The sequence below is a fragment of the Aliirhizobium wenxiniae genome (genome assembly GCF_019511445.1).
GTDB classification, from domain to species: domain Bacteria; phylum Pseudomonadota; class Alphaproteobacteria; order Rhizobiales; family Rhizobiaceae; genus Neorhizobium; species Neorhizobium wenxiniae_A.
In genome coordinates this window covers 197,996-223,982 of sequence record NZ_JAEUAN010000005.1, presented here as the reverse complement: position 1 = coordinate 223,982, position 25,987 = coordinate 197,996, and the positions used below count along the sequence as shown (strand labels likewise).

29 protein-coding genes and 1 tRNA gene are annotated in these 25,987 nt (G+C 59.0%); 20 read left to right on the top strand and 10 right to left on the bottom strand.

The features are described 5' to 3' along the window. Positions 1-21: 21 nt before the first annotated feature. The 3 genes from JNB91_RS08715 to JNB91_RS08705 all read right to left on the bottom strand — a co-directional run bounded on the left by JNB91_RS08715 (position 22) and on the right by JNB91_RS08705 (position 1,358). On the bottom strand, positions 22-261 hold the full coding sequence (locus tag JNB91_RS08715) for a hypothetical protein (RefSeq protein WP_220325110.1): 240 nt from the start codon (positions 259-261) through the stop codon (positions 22-24). Positions 262-365: 104 nt separating this feature from the next. Next, a complete protein-coding gene (locus tag JNB91_RS08710; protein WP_220325109.1) occupies positions 366-710 on the bottom strand; it encodes a cupin domain-containing protein in 345 nt (114 codons plus the stop codon). A gap of 36 nt (positions 711-746) precedes the next feature. Then, positions 747-1,358, bottom strand: a complete 612-nt coding sequence (locus JNB91_RS08705; RefSeq protein ID WP_346269294.1) for a TetR/AcrR family transcriptional regulator — start codon at positions 1,356-1,358, stop codon at positions 747-749. Between the two features lie 84 nt (positions 1,359-1,442). On the opposite strand from JNB91_RS08705, the gene bdcA reads away from it, so the two are divergent. Further along, the gene (bdcA, locus tag JNB91_RS08700) at positions 1,443-2,156 is read left to right on the top strand and encodes an SDR family oxidoreductase (RefSeq protein ID WP_220325107.1); all 714 of its coding nucleotides are present in this window, start codon (positions 1,443-1,445) and stop codon (positions 2,154-2,156) included. Between the two features lie 371 nt (positions 2,157-2,527). After that, positions 2,528-4,105, top strand: a complete 1,578-nt coding sequence (locus JNB91_RS08695) for a TerC family protein (RefSeq protein WP_220325235.1) — start codon at positions 2,528-2,530, stop codon at positions 4,103-4,105. A 68-nt stretch (positions 4,106-4,173) separates the two neighbouring features. Here JNB91_RS08695 and JNB91_RS08690 read toward each other — a convergent pair whose 3' ends face one another. From JNB91_RS08690 to JNB91_RS08680, 3 genes are all read right to left on the bottom strand, one after another. Next, positions 4,174-4,584, bottom strand: coding sequence for a response regulator (locus tag JNB91_RS08690; RefSeq protein WP_220325106.1), 411 nt, complete (start codon positions 4,582-4,584; stop codon positions 4,174-4,176). Between the two features lie 134 nt (positions 4,585-4,718). Continuing rightward, the gene (locus JNB91_RS08685; RefSeq protein WP_220325105.1) at positions 4,719-5,639 is read right to left on the bottom strand and encodes a cation diffusion facilitator family transporter; all 921 of its coding nucleotides are present in this window, start codon (positions 5,637-5,639) and stop codon (positions 4,719-4,721) included. A 153-nt stretch (positions 5,640-5,792) separates the two neighbouring features. Further along, positions 5,793-7,079 (bottom strand): O-acetylhomoserine aminocarboxypropyltransferase, encoded by a 1,287-nt coding sequence (locus JNB91_RS08680; protein WP_220325104.1) that lies wholly within the window; start codon positions 7,077-7,079, stop codon positions 5,793-5,795. 54 nt (positions 7,080-7,133) lie between these two features. Between JNB91_RS08680 and JNB91_RS08675 the strand changes: the two genes are divergently transcribed. Then, a complete protein-coding gene (locus tag JNB91_RS08675) occupies positions 7,134-7,625 on the top strand; it encodes a DUF6455 family protein (protein ID WP_223218107.1) in 492 nt (163 codons plus the stop codon). 86 nt (positions 7,626-7,711) lie between these two features. Here the strand turns inward: JNB91_RS08675 and JNB91_RS08670 are convergent, their stop codons facing one another. Further along, the gene (locus JNB91_RS08670) at positions 7,712-8,140 is read right to left on the bottom strand and encodes a CoA-binding protein (RefSeq protein WP_220325103.1); all 429 of its coding nucleotides are present in this window, start codon (positions 8,138-8,140) and stop codon (positions 7,712-7,714) included. A 519-nt stretch (positions 8,141-8,659) separates the two neighbouring features. On the opposite strand from JNB91_RS08670, the gene rplM reads away from it, so the two are divergent. Further along, positions 8,660-9,124, top strand: coding sequence for a 50S ribosomal protein L13 (gene rplM, locus JNB91_RS08665; RefSeq protein WP_148145307.1), 465 nt, complete (start codon positions 8,660-8,662; stop codon positions 9,122-9,124). 2 nt (positions 9,125-9,126) lie between these two features. Beyond that, the gene (gene rpsI / locus JNB91_RS08660) at positions 9,127-9,594 is read left to right on the top strand and encodes a 30S ribosomal protein S9 (protein WP_220325102.1); all 468 of its coding nucleotides are present in this window, start codon (positions 9,127-9,129) and stop codon (positions 9,592-9,594) included. A gap of 147 nt (positions 9,595-9,741) precedes the next feature. Here the strand turns inward: rpsI and JNB91_RS08655 are convergent, their stop codons facing one another. Then, the gene (locus JNB91_RS08655) at positions 9,742-11,001 is read right to left on the bottom strand and encodes a TadE/TadG family type IV pilus assembly protein (protein WP_220325101.1); all 1,260 of its coding nucleotides are present in this window, start codon (positions 10,999-11,001) and stop codon (positions 9,742-9,744) included. A gap of 265 nt (positions 11,002-11,266) precedes the next feature. Between JNB91_RS08655 and JNB91_RS08650 the strand changes: the two genes are divergently transcribed. The 4 genes from JNB91_RS08650 to JNB91_RS08635 all read left to right on the top strand — a co-directional run bounded on the left by JNB91_RS08650 (position 11,267) and on the right by JNB91_RS08635 (position 14,415). Beyond that, a complete protein-coding gene (locus JNB91_RS08650) occupies positions 11,267-11,611 on the top strand; it encodes an antibiotic biosynthesis monooxygenase family protein (protein WP_220325100.1) in 345 nt (114 codons plus the stop codon). Positions 11,612-11,619: 8 nt separating this feature from the next. Continuing rightward, on the top strand, positions 11,620-12,570 hold the full coding sequence (gene speB / locus JNB91_RS08645; protein WP_220325099.1) for an agmatinase: 951 nt from the start codon (positions 11,620-11,622) through the stop codon (positions 12,568-12,570). 73 nt (positions 12,571-12,643) lie between these two features. Continuing rightward, complete coding sequence (argC, locus tag JNB91_RS08640) at positions 12,644-13,576, top strand: N-acetyl-gamma-glutamyl-phosphate reductase (RefSeq protein WP_220325098.1); 933 nt, start codon at positions 12,644-12,646, stop codon at positions 13,574-13,576. Beyond that, complete coding sequence (locus tag JNB91_RS08635) at positions 13,576-14,415, top strand: aminoglycoside phosphotransferase family protein (protein WP_220325097.1); 840 nt, start codon at positions 13,576-13,578, stop codon at positions 14,413-14,415. Before argC ends, JNB91_RS08635 begins: the two co-directional genes overlap by 1 nt. Positions 14,416-14,421: 6 nt before the next feature. On the opposite strand, the gene JNB91_RS08630 is transcribed toward JNB91_RS08635, so the two are convergent. Beyond that, positions 14,422-15,522 carry a COX15/CtaA family protein gene (locus JNB91_RS08630; RefSeq protein WP_220325096.1) on the bottom strand — a complete coding sequence of 367 codons (1,101 nt, stop codon included), beginning with the start codon at positions 15,520-15,522 and terminating at the stop codon, positions 14,422-14,424. Positions 15,523-15,713: 191 nt separating this feature from the next. Here JNB91_RS08630 and JNB91_RS08625 point away from each other — a divergent pair, with 191 nt between their 5' ends. Then, a complete protein-coding gene (locus JNB91_RS08625) occupies positions 15,714-15,938 on the top strand; it encodes a DUF2842 domain-containing protein (RefSeq protein WP_430736258.1) in 225 nt (74 codons plus the stop codon). A gap of 108 nt (positions 15,939-16,046) precedes the next feature. Beyond that, entirely contained in the window at positions 16,047-17,255 is a 1,209-nt protein-coding gene (locus JNB91_RS08620) for a GNAT family N-acetyltransferase (RefSeq protein WP_223218106.1), read from the top strand. Between the two features lie 19 nt (positions 17,256-17,274). Here the strand turns inward: JNB91_RS08620 and JNB91_RS08615 are convergent, their stop codons facing one another. Then, positions 17,275-19,566 (bottom strand): exopolysaccharide transport family protein, encoded by a 2,292-nt coding sequence (locus JNB91_RS08615; RefSeq protein ID WP_220325095.1) that lies wholly within the window; start codon positions 19,564-19,566, stop codon positions 17,275-17,277. 225 nt (positions 19,567-19,791) lie between these two features. On the opposite strand from JNB91_RS08615, the gene JNB91_RS08610 reads away from it, so the two are divergent. The 9 genes from JNB91_RS08610 to JNB91_RS08570 all read left to right on the top strand — a co-directional run bounded on the left by JNB91_RS08610 (position 19,792) and on the right by JNB91_RS08570 (position 25,938). After that, entirely contained in the window at positions 19,792-20,328 is a 537-nt protein-coding gene (locus tag JNB91_RS08610) for a polysaccharide biosynthesis/export family protein (protein ID WP_430736261.1), read from the top strand. A gap of 6 nt (positions 20,329-20,334) precedes the next feature. Beyond that, positions 20,335-21,492, top strand: a complete 1,158-nt coding sequence (locus JNB91_RS08605) for a glycosyltransferase family 4 protein (protein ID WP_220325094.1) — start codon at positions 20,335-20,337, stop codon at positions 21,490-21,492. A gap of 77 nt (positions 21,493-21,569) precedes the next feature. Next, positions 21,570-23,117, top strand: coding sequence for an undecaprenyl-phosphate glucose phosphotransferase (locus tag JNB91_RS08600; RefSeq protein WP_220325093.1), 1,548 nt, complete (start codon positions 21,570-21,572; stop codon positions 23,115-23,117). After that, positions 23,114-24,364: an O-antigen ligase family protein gene (locus JNB91_RS08595; RefSeq protein WP_220325092.1), complete on the top strand. Its 1,251-nt coding sequence runs from the start codon at positions 23,114-23,116 to the stop codon at positions 24,362-24,364. The genes JNB91_RS08600 and JNB91_RS08595 overlap by 4 nt, the downstream gene beginning before the upstream one ends. A 30-nt stretch (positions 24,365-24,394) precedes the next feature. Next, a complete protein-coding gene (locus JNB91_RS08590; RefSeq protein ID WP_220325091.1) occupies positions 24,395-24,685 on the top strand; it encodes a helix-turn-helix domain-containing protein in 291 nt (96 codons plus the stop codon). A gap of 71 nt (positions 24,686-24,756) precedes the next feature. Continuing rightward, positions 24,757-24,906: a hypothetical protein gene (locus JNB91_RS08585; RefSeq protein ID WP_220325090.1), complete on the top strand. Its 150-nt coding sequence runs from the start codon at positions 24,757-24,759 to the stop codon at positions 24,904-24,906. A 92-nt stretch (positions 24,907-24,998) separates the two neighbouring features. Then, complete coding sequence (locus JNB91_RS08580; RefSeq protein WP_220325089.1) at positions 24,999-25,187, top strand: hypothetical protein; 189 nt, start codon at positions 24,999-25,001, stop codon at positions 25,185-25,187. Positions 25,188-25,371: 184 nt separating this feature from the next. Beyond that, the gene (locus JNB91_RS08575) at positions 25,372-25,704 is read left to right on the top strand and encodes a hypothetical protein (protein WP_220325088.1); all 333 of its coding nucleotides are present in this window, start codon (positions 25,372-25,374) and stop codon (positions 25,702-25,704) included. 157 nt (positions 25,705-25,861) lie between these two features. Further along, a tRNA-Pro gene (locus JNB91_RS08570) sits at positions 25,862-25,938 on the top strand. Positions 25,939-25,987 lie beyond the last annotated feature (49 nt).

Below are 25,987 nucleotides of genomic sequence, written 5' to 3'. Positions count from 1 at the left end.
GCCGCCCAAAGCCTCAAGGGCTTACAGCCAGCTGCGCCCATCGGCACCGGACTGGCAGCCATAAGGCGGCAGGACATTGCCGAATGTGGCATGCAGCTTGTCGCAGCCCCATTTGCGCAAAGGTGTCGGAAGGCGGCTGTTGATCTCGATGCCGACCTCGTCATAGGGGCTGTCGGTATTGCCGACGTAACGGTACCAGCGGAAGCCGACGACCACCGAGATGGCGATCACGACGGTCAGGAGAAGTCTCAAAATACGCATTGCGATGTCCGGATTGCTTTCGATCACGGATGTCTATCGCGATCGATATCGGGGCGAAAGCCTCCGCTCAGGCTTTCCCCAATTCGCGCCGAGCCTCGATAATTCTAAAGCCGGATGACGTAATCCTTGCGAGTCGTTTCAACGACTTGCCAGGTTCCCTTGAAGCCGGGTCTGAGCACCATACGGTCTCCGGCGCGCAGGTGGATCGGCTTGCCTCCCTCCTCCGTCACGATGGAATGGCCGGAAAGGATGTGGAAATATTCCCACTCCTCATAGACGATCCTCCACGTTCCCGGCGTTGCCTCCCAGACGCCCGCGTAGATGCCGCCTTCGGCCTCCTCGATATTCCAGGTGCGGAAATGCGGAGTTCCCTCGATGACCCGATCGGATGCCGGGGCACCCTCCTCCGGCTCTATCGTTGCGAGATCGAATGTCATCCAGGCCTGCATCGTCACTCCTTGCTTTTGCTTCTGCGATTCCACCGGTCAGGCAGCATTCTCCAGATAGCCCGAAAGCCCTTCCGCAGCTATCGCGGCCATGACACGCAAGCGTGCTGTCGGCATGCCGTTGCGGGCGCTGGCAGAGAGACCTGCAAGAGACATCATCACATAGTCGGAGGCAAGATCCGCATTACCGGCATCGAGGCTGGAAATCTTCTGATGGATATAGGACTGGCTTGCCTCCATGCGTTCGCGCGCCTTTTCGCCAGCCGCTGCATCCGCCGAGCCCCTCGCCGCCTCGATCACCATGCAGCCGCAGGCGCCGCCGCTGGCATAGGCATCAGCCGCGTAGCGCAGGAGTTTTGCCACACCGTCGGAAAGCGGTGTGCCCGGCGCAAGTGCCGTATCGACGTCCAGCCCCTCGGTCTTTTCGTAGCGCCGCAATGCTTCATCATAGAGCTCAAGCTTGCTGCCGAAAGCAGCGTAAAAGCTTGGAGGATTGATGCCGAGCGCCTGCGTCAGGTCGGCGACGCTCAGCGCATCGTAGCCCTTTGCATGAAACAAGGCCTGAGCCTTGGCCAGCGCCTGTTCACGATCGAATGCACGGGGCCTTCCGCGCCTCGCCGTTGCTTGCGTATTTATTTCTGTATCACTCACTACAAAATCCTTGACGCCGTCCATTCGCAGATTTATGTAATGCCCACTACATTAAATCTCAAGCCTGATACAGGGAGAATGACAATGACAGACTTCCATGGAAAGAAGGTACTGGTTCTCGGCGGCAGCCGCGGCATCGGCGCCGCAATCGTCCGCCGCTTCGCAAATGACGGCGCCGATGTGACATTCACCTATGCCGGATCAAAGGATGCAGCCGACGCCCTTACAGCTGCGACCGGTGCAGAAGCGGTGAAATCCGATGCAGGTGATCGCGGCCAGACGATCGCAACGGTCAAGGCTGCAGGGCCGATCGATGTTCTCGTCGTCAATGCCGGAACGCTGGTGCTCGGCGATCCGCTCGAAACCGATCCCGACGCCGTCGACCGGATGATCGACATCAATGTGCGCGCACCCTACCACGCTTCGGTGGAAGCTGCCCGCCTGATGCCGGAGGGTGGCCGCATCGTCATCATCGGTTCTGTGAATGGCGACCGGATGCCGTTTGCCGGCGGGGCTGCCTATGCGCTGACGAAATCGGCTGTGCAGGGCATGGCGCGTGGCCTTGCCCGCGATTTTGGTCCGCGCAACATCACCGTCAACGTGATCCAGCCCGGCCCGATCGATACCGACATGAACCCGGCCGATGGCCCGATGAAGGATACGATGCACGGTTTCATGGCACTGAAGCGTCACGGCCGTCCGGAAGAGATCGCAGGGTTCGCCGCCTATCTCGCCGGCCCCGAGGCGGGCTTCATCACCGGTGCGATGCACACGATCGACGGTGGTATGGGCGCCTGATCCGGCGCCCGATCTTCAACGATAACAGGGCGTTTCACGATCCGGGAACGCCCTGCCAAGCCCGTATTCCCAAAAAAATGAACAACGCCCCGATGCAATTGTGGCGATAATCGGCTATAGCGCTTCGCCATGGACAGCCGATTGCGTGTGTCCGGCCTGACTGTCCGATCGAAATCGGCAAGGACATCGGACCGGACGTTCCTCATTCCAGGTCGAGAGATGACCGTGCCCCGCCGAAAGCCGGGGACGCCTGGGCACGCCATCCCCCAACTTCATAGTCTGCTGCCGTCCTCGTCCTGGGGCGGCATTTTTTGTTTCCCCTTTCAACCACAGAAGGATTGGCCACCAGAAACGGTGCGCCGCTTGTCATCATGATATTCGAATGGATGTCCGACCCCGCCGCATGGGCGGGTCTCGCCACCCTCATTGTTCTTGAAATCGTTCTCGGCATCGACAATCTCGTCTTCATCGCGATCCTTGCCGACAAGCTACCAGAGCATCAGCGCGAGAAGGCACGCCTTATCGGCCTCAGCCTTGCGCTCGGCATGCGCCTCATATTGCTTGCCTCCGTCGCCTGGATCGTGACGCTGACGGCACCGCTGTTCACCGTCGCCGGGCTGGAAATTTCCGGTCGCGACCTCATCCTGCTATTCGGCGGCGTGTTCCTTCTGTTCAAAGGTACGATGGAACTGCATGAGCGGCTGGAAGGCCATTCCGGCCCGAAGGAAGGCAAAATCGAACATGCCGTATTCTGGCAGGTTCTGGTGCAGATCGTCGTTCTCGACGCCGTCTTCTCGCTGGACAGCGTCATCACAGCCGTCGGCATGGTGCAGCACCTCTCGGTCATGATGATTGCCGTCATCGTCGCAGTCGGCGTCATGCTTCTGGCTTCCAAGCCGCTGATGGCCTTCGTCTCGAAACACCCGACCGTGGTTATCCTCTGCCTCGGTTTCCTGATGATGATCGGCTTCTCGCTGATCGTGGAAGGCTTGGGCTTCCATATCCCGAAGGGCTATCTCTACGCCGCGATCGGCTTCTCGGTTCTTATCGAGGCCTTCAACCAGATTGGCCGTCGCAACCGCGAGCGCTTCATGAGCACTGGCGACCTGCGCGAGCGGACCGCCAGCGCCGTACTTTCGCTGCTTGGCAGCCGACGCAGCGAGACCTCGCTAGGTGATACTGCCGACGTGATTGCCGAACGCGCTTCGGAAAACGAGCTGTTCACGCCGGTCGAGCACGAGATGATCGAAAGCGTTCTGACGCTTGCCGATCGCCCGGCGAAGTCGGTCATGACTCATCGTCTCGACATCGACTGGCTGGATATCGAAGACAGCGACGAGGAGCTGCGTCGTAAGGTTCTGCAGTCGGGCCATTCCCGCTTTCCGATTGCGCGTGGCAGTCTCGACGAATTCCTTGGCGTAGCCCTTGCAAAGGACCTGCTTCGCGACTTCATCGAGACCGGCAAGATCGATTTCGAACGCTCACTGCGTCAACCGCTCGTGGTGCATGAAAGCGTCAATGCGCTGCGCCTGCTCGAACAGCTGCGCCAGTCGCCGCTGCAGGTGGCGATCGTACTTGACGAATACGGATCGGTCGAAGGCATGGTGACGGCAACGGATCTTCTGGAAGCTATTGCCGGTGATTTTGCCGATGACGACGAGGAACAACTGACTGTCGTGCGGGAAGAGGACGGTGCACTGCTGGTCGATGGATGGATCGATATCCGCCACATCTCGCGACTGGTGGAGGCCGATCTGGTCGATGACGCCGACCGGTATTCGACGCTGGCAGGCCTGCTTCTATGGCGCCTAGGACATCTGCCGGAACAGGGAGAGACCGTCTCCTTCGGCGATCTTACCTATGAAGTCGTCTCGCTCGACGGCCGCAATATCGACAAGGTGCGGATCAGGACCACATCGTCGGTCGGCGCTGTGGCCGAAACGGCCTGATTTTCAACTTGAAACAAAAATGCCGCGGCTTCGATTGCCGCGGCATTTTCATATCGGGAACAGATGCATTACGCGCTTTGGCGGCGAGCCTCCTTGCCGGCGCGCTCCTTGGCTTTCAGCACGTTTCCGACAGTCGATAGCAGCTGTGACGCGGTGCAGGGTTTTGCGAGGCGATGCGCCACCTCCGGCAGGCCGGCGAGATCACGCTGACTGCGGGCGGAGGAAACGATGATGCTGATTCTGGGCGCGCATTCGGCGACCATTTTAGCCAGATCGATACCATTCAATCCACCGGGCATGTCGATGTCGGTCAGGAGGAGATCGATATGTTCATATTGGCCGAGCTTGCCGACGGCCTCCAGAACGCTTGCTGCCTCCAATACCGCATAACCGGCATCCTCAAGCGTGTCCGCAATCGTGAAGCGGATCAGCGCTTCATCCTCTACGACCAAAATCGTCTTCTGCCGGAAGCTATCCATATGCAATACCCTCGCTCTAGGTTCTGGCTATCAACGCATATGGATGGGAAAGGATTACGGCGGCACCTGTGCCAATTCGAAACATGTTTAATAAAATGCGAACGAATGGCGCAACGGATCCGTCGAATTAACGATCAGTCCGCCCATTCAGGATCGCTAGTGAACACGATCGTCAGCCAGCGGTCAGGCCCCTCGTCTCCAATCGCCTCTCCGATCTCGTCACGGATCGCATCCCACTCGGAAAGATGGCGCGCAGGCCAATCGGACGGCGCGATGAAGAAGAGTTCGATTTGCCGTCCCCTCCCCACACGCGCAACGTAGGCCCGATAGGACAGAAAACCGTGGCGCTCGACGATTGCTTCGGCGACCGCATCGACATGCTGTTTCAGTTCGACCGGGGTTACCAGAAGGATGTCGGCAACCGCCTGGCGCACATTCGAGAACGGCACCGGGGCGATGATCAGGCAGATGAGGGCCAGCGCACCGGGATCGATGTAAGGGCTCAGCCATTCGAACTGCGTACCCTCGATCGCGTGTCCGGCGGCAAAGGCTATCAGCAGTGCAGAGGTCAGTGCCGCCGTCATGGCCCAGGCCTGGCTGTCGAGCGCGACGAAGCTGGACTTGAGTTCACGATTGGCGCGACGGCAGAACAGCCACATGGCAAGCGATACCGTTACGGTAACGACAGTAAAGATCACCGCGGGGCCGAAATCGATCGGACGCCCGCCGGCCAGCAAGCTGCCGACGGCACTGATGAAGGCATAAACGGCTGCCCCCATCAAAAGCGTGCCGTTGAGACCAAGCACCATCGGCTCCAGATGCCAGAAACCGACACTGAACCGGTCGATCAGCTTTCCCTTTGCGGTGGGCTGAGCGGATGTCACGATCAGCCTCGATACCAGCAACGCAAGAAGCGTCATGAAGGCATCGGTCAGGGAGTAGAAGCCATCGAAGACGATGGCGAAAGAGCCGGATATAAGACCGACGGTAATGCCGAATGCAGCCAATAAGGCCGTGACGGCGATGGACAGCCTAAGAAGTGACTGCTCGCTCACGGGTATTCTCCATCGAGGCGGACGCACGGCCCCCGCCCCTTATCTGTTTTATCGTCCAGGCCGAAAAGCAGCGCATCGGACGAGCGCCGCCACGGCCAGCCGATAGCGGCCGACCATGTCGGAATGATTACATGAGCGGCTTCTATAAAAGCCTCAGCCGACTTTCGCCAGTGCCTGTTCGATGTCAGCGATGATATCGGCGGCATCCTCGATACCGATCGACAGGCGCACGACGTCAGGCCCCGCTCCCGCCGCGATCTGCTGTTCCTCGGTCAGCTGGCGGTGCGTCGTTGATGCCGGGTGGATGACCAGCGAGCGGGTGTCGCCGATATTGGCGAGATGGGAGAAGAGCTGCATTCCTTCGACGAAGCTCTTGCCGGCCTCGTAGCCCCCTTCGATGCCGAAGGTGAAGACCGAACCAGCACCCTTCGGCGAATAATGCTGCTGCAGCGGATGGTTGGGATTGTCCTCAAGGCCTGAATAATTGACCCAAGCGATTTTCGGGTGCTGCTTCAGCCATCTGGCGACCGCCAGCGCATTGTCGCAATGTTTCTGCATCCTGAGCGGCAGGGTCTCGATACCGGTCTGGATCATGAAGGCGTTGAAAGGTGAAATCGCCGGCCCTAGATCGCGCAGACCCAGCACGCGGGCGCCGATTGCGAAGGCGATATTACCGAAGGTTTCGTGCAGGACGATGCCGCCATATTCCGGCCGAGGCTCCGACATCATCGGATATTTGCCGGATTTCGACCAGTCGAAGGTTCCGCCATCGACCAAGATGCCGCCCATCGAATTGCCGTGGCCGCCAAGGAATTTCGTCAGCGAATGAACGACGATATCAGCACCGTGCTCCAGCGGCCGCAACAGATAGGGGCTGGCCATCGTATTGTCGACGATCAGCGGCAGGCCATGGCGGTGGGCAATGTCGGCGATCGCGGAAATATCCACAAATGTGCCGCCCGGATTGGCGAGGCTTTCGATGAAGATCGCCCGGGTCTCGCCGTCGATCGCCGCTTCGAAACTTGCCGGGTCATCGGTGTCGGCCCAGCGCACATGCCAGTCGAAATTCTTGAACGCGTGGCCGAACTGGTTGATCGAACCACCATAGAGGCGGCGGGCCGCGACGAAATTCGCGCCGGGCTGCATGATCGTGTGGAAGATCAGCATCTGCGCCGCATGGCCGGATGCGACGGCAAGCGCTGCCGTGCCGCCCTCAAGCGCCGCCACCCTCTCCTCCAGCACGGCCTGGGTCGGGTTCATGATGCGGGTATAGATATTGCCGAACTGCTGGAGGCCGAAAAGTGCTGCCGCATGATCGGCATCGTTGAAGACGAAAGACGTCGTCTGATAGATCGGCGTCGCACGCGCACCGGTGGTAGGATCGGGTGCCGCGCCGGCATGAATGGCAAGTGTGGAAAATCCGGGATTTAATGGCGGCATTATACCCTCCCAAAATGTGACTTGAATTTATGTTGTCGCAACAAAGCGCGGACGTTGACGGGGATCAAGGAATATAATTCCGCCTGGCGCATCTTTCTCAAAACAAAGGAGGACGTCATGGGAAGGGTGGCATTCGAGGAACATACAAGCATTTCGCGGCGCTTTTTGAGTTGGTGCGCGGAGGCCTGGTCGGCGGCAGCGGAATCGGAGGAGATTGCGATGCTGGACGAAGATACGATCCGGCAGATTTCAAAGGATTGCGCGATCGCACCGGATGACCTTTTGCAACTGGTCAAGGCAGGGCCGCACGCCGCCGATGAAATGATCGAGATGATGCATGCGCTGAATATAGACCAAAGCGATGTGGCGACATTGCATCCGGCCCTGTACCGGGAAATGCAACTCACCTGCACCAAATGCAGATCCAAGAACCGGTGTCGCCATGACCTTGAGGCCGAGGTCGCGGGGCAGGAATTTACCGGCTATTGCGGCAATGCGGTCAGTCTCAATACGATGCGTGCCGACCCCGAACTCTTGCTTGGCTAAGGACGGCACACGCAAAACATACGACAAAGCAGGGTATTAATGTGCGCAGTGCGAATATGGAGGATCGCTGCGCACATTCACTGCAGTCAGCCAACAAGCCTTGGATATTCGATCGCCGGGCAGCGGTTCATCACCACCTTGATGCCCGCGGCTTCGGCTTTTGCGGCCGCCGCATCGTCACGCACTCCGAGTTGCGCCCAAATCGCTGCCGGCTGCGTTTCCAGCGACAATGCTTCCTCAACCACGCCGTCGAGATATTCAGGCGCGCGAAACACGTCGATCAGATCGACCTGCTCTGGAACATCTGCAAGCGTCGCATAGGTTTTCTGGCCTAGAATTTCCTTTCCGGCCTGTCCCGGATTGACGGGATAGACGGTATAGCCACGATCAAGCAGAAACCGCATGACGCCATGGCTGGGCCGATCCGGTTTTGGGGAAGCTCCCAGAAGCGCGATCGTGCGGGTTTCCTTCAAAATCCCGGCGATATAGTCGTCTTCATAGCGATCATGGTTCATATACGGCTCTCCCGGCGGCTTTCTGCGCCCATTCGGTCGTCTGTCCAACTTATGTAGTCTTTCACAGTTGCCATCGCCAACATCCTGCAGCGCTTCACATGGTCGCTGGGAGCCACCCGAGGATGAAATCGGGAAATCGCTTCATTTTGTTGCGGGAACATTCCAGCTTTGTTCACAGCACTTTAGAAGTGACTAACAATTTAACGAGAAGTTACCGCCACAGGTAGGGTACGGCCGGTTCCACCAACCGGCGTCAAGATGACAGCCTAATATTAAAGCCCGCCAAATTTATGGTATCAAAATACCACACTGTCAACACATTGATTTAATTGATTTTATTTTTCAATCAGCCAAATCGTCAAAGTTGACCGCCGCCGCTCATCACGTTATAAGCGCGCCAGATTGCGGACCCTAACAGGCCCGCTTTCTTTTTGGCGCTTCAAAGGCTGCCAATACAAGCAACAAGAAACGCCCCGGCGACCAGTTTCTGGCCTCGGGGATCAAACGAAAGAGAAAATCATGTCTACCTTCGTTCAGAAGCCTGCAGAGGTGGAGAAGAAGTGGGTGATCATCGACGCCGAAGGGCTCGTTGTCGGCCGCCTCGCCACCATCGTTGCCAACCGTCTGCGCGGCAAGCACAAGGCTACCTACACCCCGCACGTTGACGACGGCGACAACGTCATCATCATCAACGCTGAAAAGTGCGTCCTGACCGGCAAGAAGTACACCGACAAGAAGTACTACTGGCACACCGGTTACCCGGGCGGCATCAAGGAACGCACCGCACGCGCCATCATCGAAGGCCGCTTCCCGGAGCGCGTTCTCGAAAAGGCTATCGAGCGCATGGTTCCGCGCGGCCCGCTCGGCCGTCGCCAGATGAAGAACCTTCGCGTTTACGCCGGCTCGAACCATCCCCATGAAGCACAGCAGCCGGTCGTTCTCGACGTGGCATCGCTGAACAGCAAGAACACAAGGAGCGCCTGATAATGGCCGATCTTTCCTCTTTGAAGGACCTCGCTCCGGCTGAAGGCCAGGCAGCACCGGTTCACGTCCGCAAGGTCGATGCGCAGGGTCGTTCCTACGCAACCGGCAAGCGCAAGAACGCCGTTGCCCGCGTCTGGGTCAAGGCTGGCTCCGGCAAGATCATCATCAACGGCCGCGACTTCACCACGTATTTCGCACGCCCGGTTCTGCAGATGATCCTTCAGCAGCCGCTGGTTACCGCTGCCCGCACCGGTCAGTTCGACATCATCGCAACCGTCACTGGCGGTGGTCTTTCCGGTCAGGCCGGCGCTGTTCGTCACGGCGTTTCCAAGGCCCTCACCTACTTCGAACCGGGCCTGCGCTCGGTCCTGAAGAAGGGTGGCTTCCTGACCCGCGACAGCCGCGTTGTCGAGCGTAAGAAGTACGGTAAGGCCAAGGCTCGCCGTTCCTTCCAGTTCTCCAAGCGCTAATCGCTTTTGGATTTATGCTTTTCGAAAGGCGGGGCTTCGGCTCCGCCTTTTTCTTTGCGTGCTCATCAAAACGGGAAGCAGCCATCAAAAAAGCCGCCGCGATCCTTACGGAAGGCGACGGCTGAATTTTGCAGGGGTATTTTTCGGTCAGTTTATCAACCGGACGGTACTCGATCCCGAGCCGGTTCCCGGCTGAGTGGATGACGAGCCACCTTGGTAAGGCTCTATATTCCAATTGGACGAATTCATGATCATCGTGTTGACGACCATGTTGATACGGCTCGTCTGGTTCGTCTTCGAGTTATAAGTGACGTCGCGGTTGGGCAGATAAATGATGCCGCTCAGCGTTTCGCCGACCGACCCGTTGAAAATATACTGCTGCTTGTTCGAATTGTTGGAGGCGCTGCTGGTTTTCTCGTACATGAGGATACCTGCGTAAGCGCCGGACGCAGGAGATGAGGCATTGAAGGTCAGGCCGCCATTGGCGCGGATCTCGCTGTAGACGTCCGGAAAATAGAAGGTGACGCCCTCGGCATTCACGGTCGCCCCGGAATTGATGATCATGCGGCCCTTGATGATGTGAAGGCCAGGCAGGAAGGTGATCTTCGGGCTGCCATTGAATGTCACATCGCAATGCATGCCGGGCTTCAGGGTGAATGTCGAGCCGTTCGGAACGCCGGATGTCTCGCATTTTGCCGGCAGCGTCGGCTCGGCAAAGGCACCGGCATAAGGATCGCTGGCAGCCGGACAGCCGGTCTTCAAGTTTCTAGGTTCAGTACCGTTCCTGATATTGTTCGTGCCCCTGACGCAGAAGCGCGGCGTCTCGATCTTCGCACCGGCATTCATGATGAAGGCCGGGTTGGAGGTGGAAAGAACATCAACCCCACATTTTTCAGACTTCACGTTTGCACCGGAGTTGATCAGCACGGCTTGAGACGTATTGGCAAGCACGTGAATACATGCTGCCCCGTCACTAACGGCCTCTCCTCCTGATTTACTGGACGCCATGGCCGTTGCGGTGACAACCAGCTTGAAATTGTCGATGCCGACTATGCCGAGGAACGAGTTCTGCGCCACATAGGTGTAGGTGCCGGTTACGCTGCCATCACTGTTATTGGTCACAACGAGAGGTTTTTCATCCGCACCGCCCGATATGGCCGGCATAAATCCTGCAGCGGTGGCATAGCGCTTGGTGCTGTCGCTTTGACCGGCGGCAGCAAGCACAGCGGCATCTAGCCGGCCCTGGATCCTGTTCCTCTCGAAATAGGCGGAAGATGCGTCAACCGCGCCCCCGCCTGCAAGAATCATGACCGGCAGCATGATTGCCGTGGCGATGGCAAAATTGCCGCCGCGATCCCGCGCAAGCCTTTTGCCGCAAGCGGCGCTTACTTTCAAAAACTCTAACATTATCAATCGCCCCCGCGAAATCATGACAGAGTGTCCGAATACGCCTCTCGCTTTAAATGTCTCTCAATGAAATGTTTCGGATTTTAACCTTCATCGCCTGGTAACCATCACACACGCTGGAGACCGCTCAATCAGTCCCGGTCCGATACAATTCAACAGAGGCAAGCCACCGCTCCCTTACTCCCGATCGATCAATATTTGAGATTTGCGTATCAAGCGCGAGGCATCAACATGGAGCGCTTGCGAAACGAGGAAAGAACATTCCATGTCCAGCCTGCCGGCCACTTCCTTTGCCCGACTGCCCGCCCCGCCCTATTATGTCGTCGCTTTCTCCTCCTGTCGCACCGAGGGCGACCATGGATATGGCAGCATGGCCGATGCCATGGTCGAGCTGGCCAGCCAGCAGCCCGGATTTCTCGGCGTTGAAAGTGCGCGCGGCATTGACGGGTTCGGAATTACCAATTCCTATTGGAAGGACGAAGACAGTATCCGGGCATGGAAGGCCGTCGTCGCGCATGCTGCGGCCCAAAAACTTGGCCGGGAGCGCTGGTACGAGGATTATCAGGTGCGGATCGCGCGGGTGGAACGAGCCTACGGGTTCGAAAAATAGGATCAGGAATGGCGAGTAAATCGATCGACAACGCCTTTACGGCCAAAGCTCTGCGGGGTGCTGCGACCGACCCGACCTATGCGGGCGCGCTCTCGTTCATGCGGCGGCGATATTCCAAGGATGTCGAGGGCGCCGACGCCGTCGTGCTCGGCATTCCTTTCGATGCAGCCGTTTCCAACCGGCCCGGTGCCAGATTCGGGCCACAGGCGATCCGGCGTGCCTCTGCGATCTTCGACAATGATCCGCAATATCCATTTGCCCGAGATCTCTTCGAAGCGATGGCCGTTGTCGATTATGGCGACGTGCTGCTCGACTACGGCAATCATCAGAAAACGCCAGGGCTGATCGAGGACACGGCAGCCGCGATTATCGCCTCCGGCGCATTCCTGCTGTCGCTCGGCGGCGATCATTTCGTGACATGGCCTTTGCTGAAGGCCCATGCCGCAAAGCATGGCCCCCTCGCCCTCGTCCATTTCGATGCCCATCAGGATACATGGGATGACGATGGCGAGCGGATCGACCACGGTTCGTTTGTCGCGCGTGCGGTGCGCGAGGGCGTGATCGATGCGGCGCATTCGATCCAGATCGGCATCCGCACCCATGCGCCGGAGGATTTCGGCATCAGAGTTCTGCATGGCTACGATGTGGAGGATATGGGCGCGCAACAGATCGCCGATGCCATCCTTGCCCATGTCGGCGACCGTCCGGTCTATCTCACCTTCGATATCGACTGCCTCGACCCGGCCTTTGCGCCTGGCACCGGCACGCCGGTCGCGGGCGGACCGTCGAGCGCGAAAATCCTGTCGGTTTTGCGCAAGCTCGGCAGCCTCGATATCCGCGGGGCCGACGTGGTGGAGCTGGCACCTGCCTATGACCATGCCGATATTACCGCCATTGCCGGGGCAACGGTTGCAATGTATATGCTCGGGCTCAGAGCCGAGCGACTGGCCCGGCTTTAACAAACTGATTCAACGGGCTGGCAAAGTGATTCCGGCTCCTTCTCCAAGGCACTGATTTAACAGGATAAAGGCAATGACACCGAAGATCTTCATCGATGGCGAACACGGTACAACGGGACTGCAGATCCGCACCCGCATGGCCGGCCGCCGCGACGTCGAGCTTCTGTCGATCCCTGAAGCCGAGCGGCGCAATGCCGCCATGCGCGAGGATCTGCTCAACAGCGCCGATATCGCTATCCTCTGCCTGCCCGACGATGCTTCGAAGGAAGCCGTCGGCATGCTGTCCGGTAACAACAAGGTTCGCGTCATCGACACCTCGACCGCCTATCGGATCGCGCCCGACTGGGCCTATGGTTTTGCCGAAATGGACAAGGCGCAGGCCGACAAGATCAAGGCCGCGCGGCATGTTGCCAATCCCGGCTGCTATCCGACCGGTGCGATCGGCCTCATCCGGCCGCTGCGTGCTGCCGGCATCCTGCCCGACAGTTATCCGGTCTCCGTCAATGCGGTCTCCGGCTATACCGGCGGCGGCAAGCAGATGATCGCGCAGATGGAAGATTCCTCCCGCGAGGACGCGATCTCGGCCAACAATTTCGTCTACGGCCTGCCGCTGAAGCACAAGCATGTGCCGGAAATGAAGACCCACGGCCTGCTCGACCGCGCACCGCTGTTTTCGCCCTCGGTCGGCCGCTTCGCGCAGGGCATGATCGTGCAAGTGCCGCTGTTCCTCGATGACCTGAAGGATGGCGCGACGATCGAAAGCATTCATGCGGCGCTCGTCGCGCACTATGCCGGTCAGGATATCGTCACCGTCGTGCCGCTTGAAGAAAGCGCGAAGCTTGGTCGCGTCGATGCGGAGGAACTGGCCAATACCGACCGCATGAAGCTCTTCGTGTTCGGCACGCCGGGAGGCGCGCATGTGAACCTCGTTGCCCTGCTCGACAATCTCGGCAAGGGCGCATCGGGTGCAGCCGTTCAGAACATGGACCTGATGCTGTCGGCGTGATGGCGGGCAAGACGCCCATCTTTCCAAAATACTGGCGGGTGGAAAACGCCCGCCAGATTGCCGATACCGTGGCCGGAATCGTGTTTGAGGTCACTGCGGATGGTAAACCCGCAGTCGTCAAGGTTTTGAAGCCGAAGGCGCTGAGCGACAGTCTTCGCGGTGCCGATTTTATGCGCTGGCGAGATGGCACGGGCTGCATAAAGCTGATCTCACAATCGTCAGACATGCTGCTGATGGAACACGCAGGCGACATCACTCTTCGCGATCACCTCATCAGCCACGGCGACGAAGACGCCACGCATATCGCAGCCGAAGCCTTGCTTGCCTATCACCAGCCATCACGGATGCCGGCACCGAGCAGCCTGCAGCCGCTCGATCGCTATTTCGCCAGCCTGTTCGAAAGGGCGGAAGACGATCGTCGCGACGGAACAGACAGCGTATTCGTCGAAGCCGCATGGATGGCAAAAAAACTGATCGGCAGTCAGCAGGACATCAAACCGCTGCATGGCGATCTTCACCATGAGAATATCATGTTCGGCCCACGCGGCTGGCTGATCATTGATCCGGCGGGATTGATCGGAGATGCCGCGCTGGATGTCGCCAACATGTTTTCCAATCCGCTCGATCGGTTCGACCTCACGCGCAGCCAGGAACGGATTGCATACATGGCAGCGGTCTTTGCCAAAACGTTGAGGCGCGACGTCCGGACCATCCTGCGTTATGCCTTCGCCTATGGCTGCCTGTCGGCGGCATGGCACGAGGAAGACGGCAACGCCAAGGATCGCGACGACGAGCTTGCAGTCGTCACGGCGATCAAAGCCGTCTTGGCACAGGCGTGACGAAGATCAGCCCCTGACCTCGATTGCCGCTTCCCGCTGGTATTCGCCGAAGAAGGCGCGGAAATGGGCGACGGCGAAGCCGAGCACGATCAGCGCCATGCCCTGATGGGCGAGCGCCATGTCGAGCGGCACCTGAAAAATGAGCGTCGCGATCCCGATTGCCGCCTGAATGCAGACGAGGATGAACAAAAGCACGGCGCGGCGCGCATGGGTCGTTGCCGGAGCCTTGGACAGCGCGATGATCATGTGCAGGAAGACGGCTGCGAGGAGAACATAAGCACCGCAGCGATGGACGAACTGCACCGTCTTCGGGTTCTCGAAGAGATTGATCCACCAGGGATTCTGAATGAAAAGGTCACCTGGGATGAATGCGCCATCCATCAGCGGCCAGGTATTGTAGCTCAATCCGGCATCGAGACCGGCAACAAGCGCGCCGAGATAGATCTGGAAGAGCACGAGGAAGGCGATCGCGCCAGCTGCCCATTTCGACCTGTCTGTCGGCGCACGGTCTTTCGCATGAGGCGCCAGTCCCCGCATGATCCAGACGCAGGCCGAGAAGATAAGACAGGCAATGACCAAGTGGGTGGCAAGGCGGTATTGTGACACGCTTACAAGCTTCGTGAGGCCGGACGAGACCATCCACCAGCCGATGAAGCCTTGAAAGCCGCCGAGCGCCAATGTGCCGAGGAGCGGCAGGCGCACTCGCTTTTCGATACGGCCCGTCACCCAGAAAAAGGCGAGCGGAAGCGCGAAGATGAGGCCGATGGAGCGGGCGAGGAAACGGTGCGCCCATTCCCACCAGAAGATCGACTTGAATTCATCGACGGTCATATGGCTGTTGAGCAGCTGATATTGCGGAATGCGCTGGTAAAGCTCGAATTCTTCCTGCCACTCGGCGGCATTGAGCGGCGGGATGACTCCGTGGATCGGCTTCCATTCGGTGATGGACAGGCCGCTATCGGTCAATCGGGTGGCGCCGCCGACAAGCACCAGACAGAAAAGCGTGAAGATGACGAGACCGAGCCAGATGCGGACCGCCTTGCGGTTCCGCTCGACCCGTCCGGTTTCGCGCGTCGCTTCGATGATGATCGTGTCCGTTGCCGACATGGTGACGCTCCTGCCATTCATGGCTTCGCTCGGGCCGCAATCGGGGTGCTCATCGGCCCGTTTTCATGGGACGCCGTGAGACAACGCGCCACAGCGGCAGATCGTCTCCGGTTTCAACGTTGCTTTGCCCCATGGACCCGTGCAAAACAAGCCCCAAGGCTTTGCGGCATCCGGTCGCGGCATACACAAGAATGGGAGGGCTGCTGGTGCCGCGTTGGAGAAGTTTTGTCGGTACCATCCTGATCATCATTCTGGTGATTACCTACGCGCTTGCCGCCACGACGATAGCGACACTGACGCTCGCCACCTCCCCTTGGTGGGTGCATTTCCTGTATTTCCTTCTCTCCGGCCTTCTGTGGATCCTGCCGGCGATGCTGATCATCAAATGGATGGCCGGCCCGAGGCCGAAACGGTAGGAATACACTGCAAGTTAACCAGACCGACCGCTTCCATCCCGCGAAACGCGGCCATAAACGCATTCTTGGTGTTCATCATCCAATATGCCGATGAATGATGGGTGATGGATGACTGCAAGGGCCAATCCGAACGCGATGAATGCTCCGCCGGTTCTCTCTGAGCAGGCGGGAATGCCGTCAGCACATTTCGGTGACCTCGATATTGCCCTGGTGCGCGATATCCCTTCGATCGAGAATGAATGGCTGTGCCTCGAACGCCGCGATTGGAATTCCCTGAACCAGAGCCTCGAATGGTGCCGCGCCTGGACCACGGCTCATAGCAGCAATCTTCTGGCCGTTACGGGGGCGATCGGTTCCCGCATTCTATTTCTGCTACCACTGGAGATCGTTGAAGGTCGGTTCGGACGTATCGCCCAGCTGCCCGGCGGACGGTTCAACAATATCAATACCGGGCTTTTCGACGATTCACTTGCCGCTCCGACTGCGGAGGAGTTGCGGCAGTTCAAAACCAAGCTTGCCCGGTGCCTAAGGGGCATTGCGGATCTTGTCGTCATTGATGGCGTTCCGCTCGAGTGGAACGGCGTCACTCATCCGCTGAGCGGTCTGGCCTCGATCGAGAACCAGAACCATTCGTTTCAGCTGCCACTCTTCAAAACGATGGAGGCCACGCTTGCGCAGGTAAATGCCAAAGCGCGGCGGAAGAAATATCGTGTCCAGGTGCGCAGGCTCGAGGCGATCGGTGGTTTTGAATACGTCGTGGCCCAGACCGTGGACGAGCAGCACGCGCTTCTCGACGTCTTCTTCGCTCAGAAGGGCGAAAGGCTGAAAGCCTTCGGCTTTCCGGATGTCTTTGCCCCGGCATCGACGCGCGACTTCCTGCACCGACTGCTCGACACGCCTCAACACGGTGACGACAGGCTGCTCGCCATGCATGCCATCCGCCTGAAAGGCCAGCATGACGGTCATATCGCGGCCGTTACCGGACTTTCGCGCAAGGGCGGCCATGTGCTCTGCCAGTTCGGCTCGATCGACGACAGCGTGGGGGCCGTTGCAAGTCCGGGAGAACTGCTTTTCTGGCTGGCCATCGAGCGCAGTATCGAGGAAGGGGCCGCGCTTTTTGATTTCGGCATCGGCGACCAGCCCTACAAGCGCAGCTGGTGCAATCAGGAAACCGTGCAGCACGATATTCTTCTGCCGGTCTCCGCCAAAGGCTCAGTCCTGTCCGGCCTGCATCTGGCACAGACCGGCATAAAGACGCTGATCAAACGAGATCACCGGCTTTATGCACTGGCACAACGCTGGCGCTCCCGCCATTAGGGACAGGACTGAGAAAATATCAGGCGGCGCTTCGGTTGCGCGATGATGGCGACTGGCTGTCGTTCGGCTGCGCCATGACGAGCAGGTTGCGGAAACCGGCGTCGGCATAGGAGACGACAAGCTCGGCAATCGCTTCTTCCGAGAAGCCCGGAACGGAAAGAATGATCTCCGTTCCATCTGCCCGCACCAGACGTTTCAGGCTGGCGAGATCTGCAGGACCACATTCGATCAGCACCAGATCATAGGCATCGGAAAGTGCATCGATGATCATCGTCAGACGATCCGCGGCCCGCATGGCGCGGACAGGATCGGATATGCCCTGCGGCACGATATGTGCTTCGGACAGGCGGTCCGGATGGATTGCCTCGCCGAACGCGGTTTCACCACAGAGAAGGTCGGTAATCCCCGGCAGGCGGTCATGCTCGGCCATCAGGCGCGTCGGGCAGGCCGATCCGGTCAGGTCAACGAGAATGACCGTACGCTCGGTTTCAGCCACCGCACGCGCCAGCATGACGCTGGCCGTCGAGCCTTCATCGCCGCTCGGAGATACGGATACGGCAACGGGCACGGCGTGACGCTGCAGGTAGTGGGCGACCGAGCCGATCGTGAAGCCTGTATCGATAGCAGACGCCGTTTTGGTCTCTTCAGATACGACCGGCTCCGGCGTTGCGACCTCGACCGCTTGCGACGGCGGAGTGGTCACGGGGACGGGCGGCAAGACCGTGGTGCGGATTTCCTGCTTCCGCTCGATCAATACCTTCTGCTCCGGCTGGGCTTTCGTCTCGACTTCCGTTTTGGAAACGACAGCAGCTGTTGTCGCGACGGCAGTCGTTGCTGCGGCGACAGTCACCGGCGCGTCAGCAATCTTTTCGCGTTCCTGGACCGGCGCCGGCTCCAGCGACGCTTCCCGATTGACAGGCCGCAGCGCCCTGCCACTGAACAGTTCCGAAATCATCACGATCAGGCAGCTGACGATCAATGTGGCAAGCGTCACGACGATGACGATCGGAATGACTTTCGGGAAATAGGGCTCCGACGGTTCAACGGCTTTTGAGACAACGCGGGCATCGGCCGGCGTCGCATTGCCGTCGAGCCTTGAAGTCGCCTCGCGGTAGCGGGCCAGATAGGTTTCCAGCAATTGCCTCTGGGCCGCCGCCTCACGCTCCAGCGCGCGCAGACCGACCTCCTCCTGTCCGGCACGGGCAGAATCGGCCTTCAACGTGTTGAGCTGCGACATGAGTTGCTGCTCGCGCAAGCGCGAGACCTGAGCCTCGCTGTCGAGGCTTTCGAGCACCTTGCGGGTCTCGCTGGTGATCTGCTGGCGGATTTGGGCGAGCTGCGCCCGCAGCCCCCTGATCCGGGGATGAGCATCCAGAAGCGATGTCGCCTGATCAGAAATCTGCGCCTGAAGATTGGTTTCTGCTTCCTTCAACCGCTGGATGACCTGCGAGCCGACAACATCCGCGATCGTATCGGGCGCGCGCCCTGCGCTCAGCGCCGTGCGAACGTTTTCCGCCCGTGCCTCGGCATTGGCGCGTTCGCCGCGCACGCGGGCAAGCTCGGTGGAAATGTCGTTCAGCTGCTGATTTGAAAAACTGTTGGCTTCCGTTGTCTGGAACAGGCCGTTGCTGGAGCGATAGTCCGCGACTTTGCCCTCGGCCTCCCTCACCTTCTGGGTCAGATTGGCAATCTCCGGTTCCAGCCATTTGGCCGTTTCCGAATGGGTATCGAGCTTCGCGCCGCTCTGCAGTTGCAGATAGACCTCGGCCATCTTGTTTGGAATTGTGGAAGCCAGGATCGGATCATGCGACGAAAACTCGACGCCGATCACGCGGGAGTTCTCGACCGCATAGACTTCCAGCCGCTCGCGGAATTTCTCGACGACGCGATCTTCGGGATCAAGCGCCATCGGATCCGGCTTCAGGCCTGCCATGACCAGAAGATCGGGCAGCGCGGATCGCGAAGCCGGATCGAATTCCTTGTACTGAGCAAGGTTCAGTTCGCGGGCGACACGGCGGATCAGATCCGTCGATTGCAGAAGCTGCGCCTGGCTGGTGATGTTGAGGCTGTCGAGCACCGGATCGTTGGCGGCTGCGGCCCCCTCTCCACCGGTCAAGTTGGGTGAGCGGGATTCGATCAGAAGCCTCGTCTCCGCCTTGTAGCTCGGCGTCATCATGCTGGTGATGACCAGCGAGGCGACGGCGGCAAAGGCGGTCACGGCAATGATACGTCCCTTGCGCGCCCAAACGGCGGCAATCACGCGGCCAAGATCGATATCCACGTCCTGGAAATTGCCATTGCCACCAGACATCACACACTCCACCGTCTCAATTCAGCGAATGGTAAAGGAGCATGGTAACCCTGTGGTTAATACTCTTCCATTTTCGACGTTGCTGATTTCCTGCGCCGTTTTTACCGGCCATTAACCCTAACAGATCCATAACTGGTGAAACGACATGAACAGCCGGAGCCTGAGTGGGACATGGTCCTTGCCCGACGCAAACAAGTGCAGACCCATAAGGCAGTGGCAGCAGCCATGCTCGCCGCAGTCGCGCTTCTGAGCGGTTGCGCCACCAGCCCACCGCCGACAAGGGGTTTCGAGACCGCTGCGTTGCAGCCCTATCGACTGGATAGCGGCGACCGCCTGCGTGTCACCGTTTTTGAACAGCCTGGGCTGACCAATACCTATACGGTCGATCAGGCGGGCTACATCGCCTTCCCGCTGGTAGGCCAGGTCGCGGCGCGTGGCCAGACCCTGCCCGCACTCGAAGGTTCTATCGCAAGCCGCCTGAAAAAGGGGTATCTGCGCGATCCAGACGTCAGCATCGAAATCGACCGATATCGCCCCGTTTTCGTCATGGGCGAGGTCGGGCGACCGGGTCAGTATTCCTATGTACCGGGCATGACGGCACAGAATGCGATAGCCATTGCCGGCGGCTTTACCTCGCGTGGCAACGAGCGGGATGTCGATGTGACACGCAAGATCAACGGACAGGTGGCAACCGGACGAACCGTCGTCACGGCCCCCATTCTTGCCGGTGACACCATCTATGTCCGTGAGCGCCTGTTCTGACCCAAGATGCAGCCCTCCCCTCCCTTGCGCATCCTGCATTGCTTCCGCAATCCGATTGGCGGGATATTCCGGCATGTGCGCGATCTGGTGGAGGAACACAACGCAGCCGGCCATCAGGTCGGCATCCTGTGCGACAGCTTGACAGGCGGCTCTTACGAGGACGCGCTGTTCGAAACAATCAGGCCGCGGCTTGCGCTGGGGCTTACTCGCTTTCCAATGCGACGGGCAATATCGCCGTCGGACATGATCGCTCTTGCCAAGAGCTATCGACATATAAAAAGTTTGCAGCCGGATATCCTGCATGGACATGGCGCCAAGGGTGGCGCAGTGGCCCGGATGATCGGCTCAGTGTTGCGGGTAAACAGGTATCGCGTAGCCCGCGTCTATTCTCCGCATGGCGGCAGCCTGCATTTTTCCCGGTCATCTGCGACCGGGCAGATTGTGCTGAGGCTTGAGCGTTTTCAGGAAAATTTCTGTGATGCCATCGCCTTCGTCTGCGACTACGAGAGACGAACATACGAAGCCAAGGTCGGCAGGCCGAGACCGCATTCGCAGGTCATCTATAACGGCATCAACGAGACGGAATTCTCCCCCGTCTCTCTGGCTCCGGACGCAGCGGATTTTCTCTTTATCGGCATGATGCGGGACATGAAGGGACCGGATGTCTTCATCGACGCCTTCCTGCGCACGGAACGCCGCATCGGTCGCCCCCTGACCGCCTTGATGATCGGTGACGGTCCCGACGAGGACAAGTACCGGGCGATGATTTCCGAATTCGGGCTTGATCGGCGCATGCAGATGCTGCCCGCCATGCCTGCCCGCAAGGCCTTTGCCCTGGCGAAGACGATCGTGGTGCCCTCTCGCGCCGAGGCGATGCCCTATATCGTGCTCGAGGCGCTTGCTGCGGGCAAAGGCGTCATCGCATCACGGGTGGGAGGCATACCGGAAGTGCTGGGCGAAGATAGCGAAGCGCTCGTCATTCCGGGAGATGCACAGGATCTTTCCCGCATCATGACGGCGGCCGCCACACAGCCGGACTGGCGCAACCGAACCATGCCGAAGCCCGCCGCTTTCAAGTCCGTATTCTCCGCGCCGGTCATGGCACGCGACATGCTCGGCCTCTACCGGGATGCCATTCCGGCCACCACGCGAAAGCCGGGCTAAAGGCTTCCTTAGCATCTTCCTGATAAGCGATCCCTCATGATCTTCCCGATAACAACCGGGAAGCAAAGGACCGTTTCATGAGCGATTTGGGCAAACGGCAGGACCTGGACCTCGACGCGTTGCGCCGTAGCGTCGCTGATGGCGGATTACACAATGATGAGCCCGCTGCGTCCGTCGAACTGAACCCATTCGCCAAGCAGATCGCCGACCAGTTCCGCGACAACAATTACTCACCGACAATACTGATCGGACAGTTCCGCCTGTTCGAACTCGCATCGCTTCTCGCGATAGGTCTCTTCGCCTGCTATATGGAGCCTGTTCCGGCGGACAGTCACTTTTTGACGCGGTTCGCCGTAACCGCTGTTGGCGCGACGCTGACGGTGCTGTTCCTGCAGCTTGCCGACACCTATCTCATCCCCTCGATCCGGGCTGCGCGGCGCAATGCCAAGCGCGTGCTTGCCGCATGGGCACTGGGATTTGTTCTGTCATATCTCGGCGTCTCGGTAGCAGAGGGTGTCCTTTATCCCACAGGTGCAGCAGCGATCTGGTTTGTGTTCGGCGCCGCATTCCTGCTCGGCGAACGCCTTTTGACCGCCTATGCGATCCGCAACTGGGCGCGCAATGGCGTTATGGAGCGCCGTGCCGTCATCGTTGGCGGCGGCGAGCCCGCCAAGCAGTTCATCCGCGCCCTCGAACAGCAGCCGGACAACGACATCCGCATCTGCGGCATCTTTGACGACCGCGGCAGCGAACGCTCTCCAAGCGTCGTTGCAGGCTACCCCAAGCTCGGCACCTTTGCCGAACTGGTCGAGTTCGCGCGGCTCGCCCGCATCGACATGTTGATCATAGCGCTGCCGGCGAGCGCCGAGGCGCGCATCCTGCAGCTCCTGCGCAAGCTCTGGGTGCTTCCCGTCGACATTCGGCTCGCCGCCCACGCAGACCGATTGCGTTTCAGGCCCCGCTCCTATTCCCATGTCGGCTCGGTGCCGATGTTCGATCTTTTCGACAAGCCGATCCGCGACTGGGACTCCGTTGCAAAGCGCGCCTTCGACATATTTTTCACGGTAATCGGGATTTTGGCTCTGTGGCCGGTCATGCTTGCTGCGGCGATCGCGGTAAAAGCCACGTCAGAAGGCCCCATCCTGTTCAGACAGAACCGACACGGCTTCAACAACGAGGTCATCAACGTTCTGAAATTCCGCTCCATGTATACGAACATGACTGACCAGACGGCGGTAAAGGCCGTGACGAAGGGGGATCCGCGCGTCACCCCGGTCGGCCGGTTCCTGCGCAAATCCTCGATCGACGAGTTGCCGCAACTGTTCAACGTGTTGAAAGGCGAGCTTTCGCTGGTCGGCCCACGCCCACATTCGGTTCACGCACAGACGGGCGAACGCAAATATGTCGACGTCGTCGATAGCTATTTCGCCCGCCACAGGGTCAAGCCCGGCGTTACCGGCTGGGCGCAGGTCAAGGGGCTTCGTGGCGAACTCGATTCGGATGAAAAAATCCGCGCCCGTACCCAGCACGATCTGGATTATATCGAAAACTGGTCCCTGCTTTTCGACCTGAAAATCCTGCTTCTGACCCCGATCAGCCTTTTCAACACGGACAACGCGTATTGACCACGGCGAATTTCGAAACACCGGCCTCCAGGCTTTCCGCGGTACAGATCGCCCGGCTTCTCGGATCCGGCCTGCTTGCCTTTGGGGTTTTCCTGTCGGGTTTCGTCATCTCGGAGCCGGCGCCATACGAACTCATCATGGTGGTGCAGGTCGCCATATGGTTCCTGCTCGGCCTGCGTATTTCGCGCACGGTCTGCCTGCTGCTTGCCCTGCTGCTCGTCTTCAATATCGGGGGCATGTTTTCCATCACCGTCATGAAGGACATGAGCGGCGCGCCGATGTATATCGCCGTCTCCGTCTTCCTGGCGTTGAGCTCGGTCTTTTACGCGGCGATCATCGAAGACGATCCGAGCCGGTTCGTGCTGATTTTCCGCGCCTGGGTGGTTGCAGCAATCATCACGGCGCTGCTCGGCATTCTCGGTTATTTCAACGCCTTTCCGGGCGCGCATGTCTTCACCCGCTACGATCGGGCCATGGGGGCATTTCAGGATCCGAATGTTTTCGGTCCCTATCTCATCGCCCCGATCCTCTATCTGGTCTATCGGCTGCTCACGGGCCGCATCCTTGCGGCACCGTTTCTGATCGCCGGCATTCTGGTGCTGGTTCTCGGGGTTTTCCTCTCCTTCTCCCGAGCAGCCTGGGGCCTGCTGCTGTTCAGCGGCATAGCCTTGGTCGTCGTCATGCTCTTGAAGGAAAGAACGACGGCATTCCGATTGAAGATCCTGACCATTTCCGCCGTTGCAGCCGTACTGCTCATTCTGGCGCTGGTGATCGCTCTGCAAATTCCGCAGATATCCGATCTCTTCACCAATCGCGCCCGGCTGGTGCAGGAATATGATGGCGCACGCCTTGGGCGCTTCGAGCGGCACAAGATCGGCTTCCTGATGGCGATGGAACGGCCCTTCGGCCTGGGCCCGATGGCATTCGGCAAGATCTATGGCGAGGACGAGCACAATATCTGGCTGAAGTCGCTGACCACCTATGGCTGGCTGGGCGCCGTCACCTATCAGATCATGATCTGGTCGACGATCTGGATGGGTTTCCGCTATCTGCTGAGAGACAGGCCGTGGCAGCCCTATCTGATGATCTGCTGGGTGATGATCGCCGGTCACGCTCTCATCGGCAACGTCATCGACACCGATCACTGGCGACATTTCTACCTGCTTCTCGGCCTTCTGTGGGGCTGCTTTGCACTGGAACATCGGCATATGCGCCGACAGCGGGCAACGATGGCCGTGCTGGCTTGACTTCGGCCAGGGCCATTCCAAATCATAGGAATGCTGACCACATCACAATTGCGCGCAGCCCGGGCCATGATCGGGATTTCAATAGAAGAACTCGCAGAGGCGACGGGCGTCGCTGCCGTGTCTATCCGTGACACGGAAACTTCCAGCGGTAACGTCGAGCCTGAATTTTCCGACAAGCTGAAGCGCGCGCTGGAATCCCGTGGCGTCATCTTCGTCGCCGCTGGCCAGCAGGACGCATCCGGCCCCGGCGTCAGACTGCACCAGCAGCCCGCTGATGAGGGCATCAGGCCTCAGAATTTGAATGCCACAAATGACGACTAAGTTTTATAAATTCTCTGGAACCATTTGACTTCCAAGGCGTTTCTCCGCCGAAATCACTCTCGGGGAAGCATATGGCTCGCAGCAATAACCTTTATCTCATCATCGGTGCACTTATCGTCGTGGTCGCAGGCCTCAGCTTCTACGTCTACCGTGAAGAAACAAAGCCGGAAGGCGTTTCGATCAGCATCGGAGAAAACGGCGTGAAAGTTCAAGAGGACTAAACGTAAAATTGCGCATATAAACTTAACTACATAAGCGCATCCTTTATTTCAGATTGCCTTTAGCAAGTCTCTGGACACGAAGAGGGGTTCACATGACATCGCATCTGAGCAGTGCCGACATCGAGGAAAAGGGCCTGAAGACGGTTTGGAGCGTCGCGGATTTTGCGCGGCGCTATCGTCTGAATAGCGAGGAGGAAACAAGGCTTCTCAAGCTTCTTGGCCCGTTCGCCACTCAGCAGGAACTGTTGATGAACGCCAGCCGGGCACCGCGTTTCCGCTAGGCCGCATCTAGGTCGCATATTGAGATGCATTGATCAAAAAAAGCATCTCATTCCCACAGCAATCAACTCTCCAGATAGTCTCTGACGCAAAGTCGGTAGCGGAACTTTCCAGCCGTCTGCCGGTTAGGTCTCCATAAGCATGAATGGAGCGCGACATAAGAACTGTTCGCGCGGAGGAGAAGAGATGATCAAAATGGCCTCGAAGATCGGGCTGGTCGCAGCCTTATCCATTACGGCTTCCCTGGTGTCTGCAATGCCAAGTGCAGCCCAGGATGTCGAACTTCGGATCGGCCCTGATGGCGTGCGGCCGGTTATCCGCGATCGCGACAGGGATCGCTATGGTGATCGGGATCGCGGTTGCAGCCCCGGCGAAGCCCGCGCTGCTGCGCGCGACGAAGGTCTGCGCCGGCCTGAAGTCGTTCGGGCAACGTCTCGCAGCGTGACCGTCGAGGGAATGACACGCAATGGTCCGGATCGGATCACTTTCGCGAACCGCCGCGGTTGCCCGATCATCTGATCGCCGAATGTCAGCAAGGCAAATACGGTCCTGCCGAGCCCCAAGAGCACGGCAGGACTTTTTTCGTTGGATGATGTGCAGCCAGCATCGCGACCGGGATTTTTCGCTTGCACCGGGAATGTCATGCCAGTATGGAAGTCTTGCTCTCGAAGCAGGTCGGAATGTAGCGCAGCCCGGTAGCGCACTTGACTGGGGGTCAAGGGGTCGTGGGTTCGAATCCCGCCATTCCGACCATTTATCTCCCCCCTGATAATCCGAGAGAATATCCATATTTGCCAGCCGC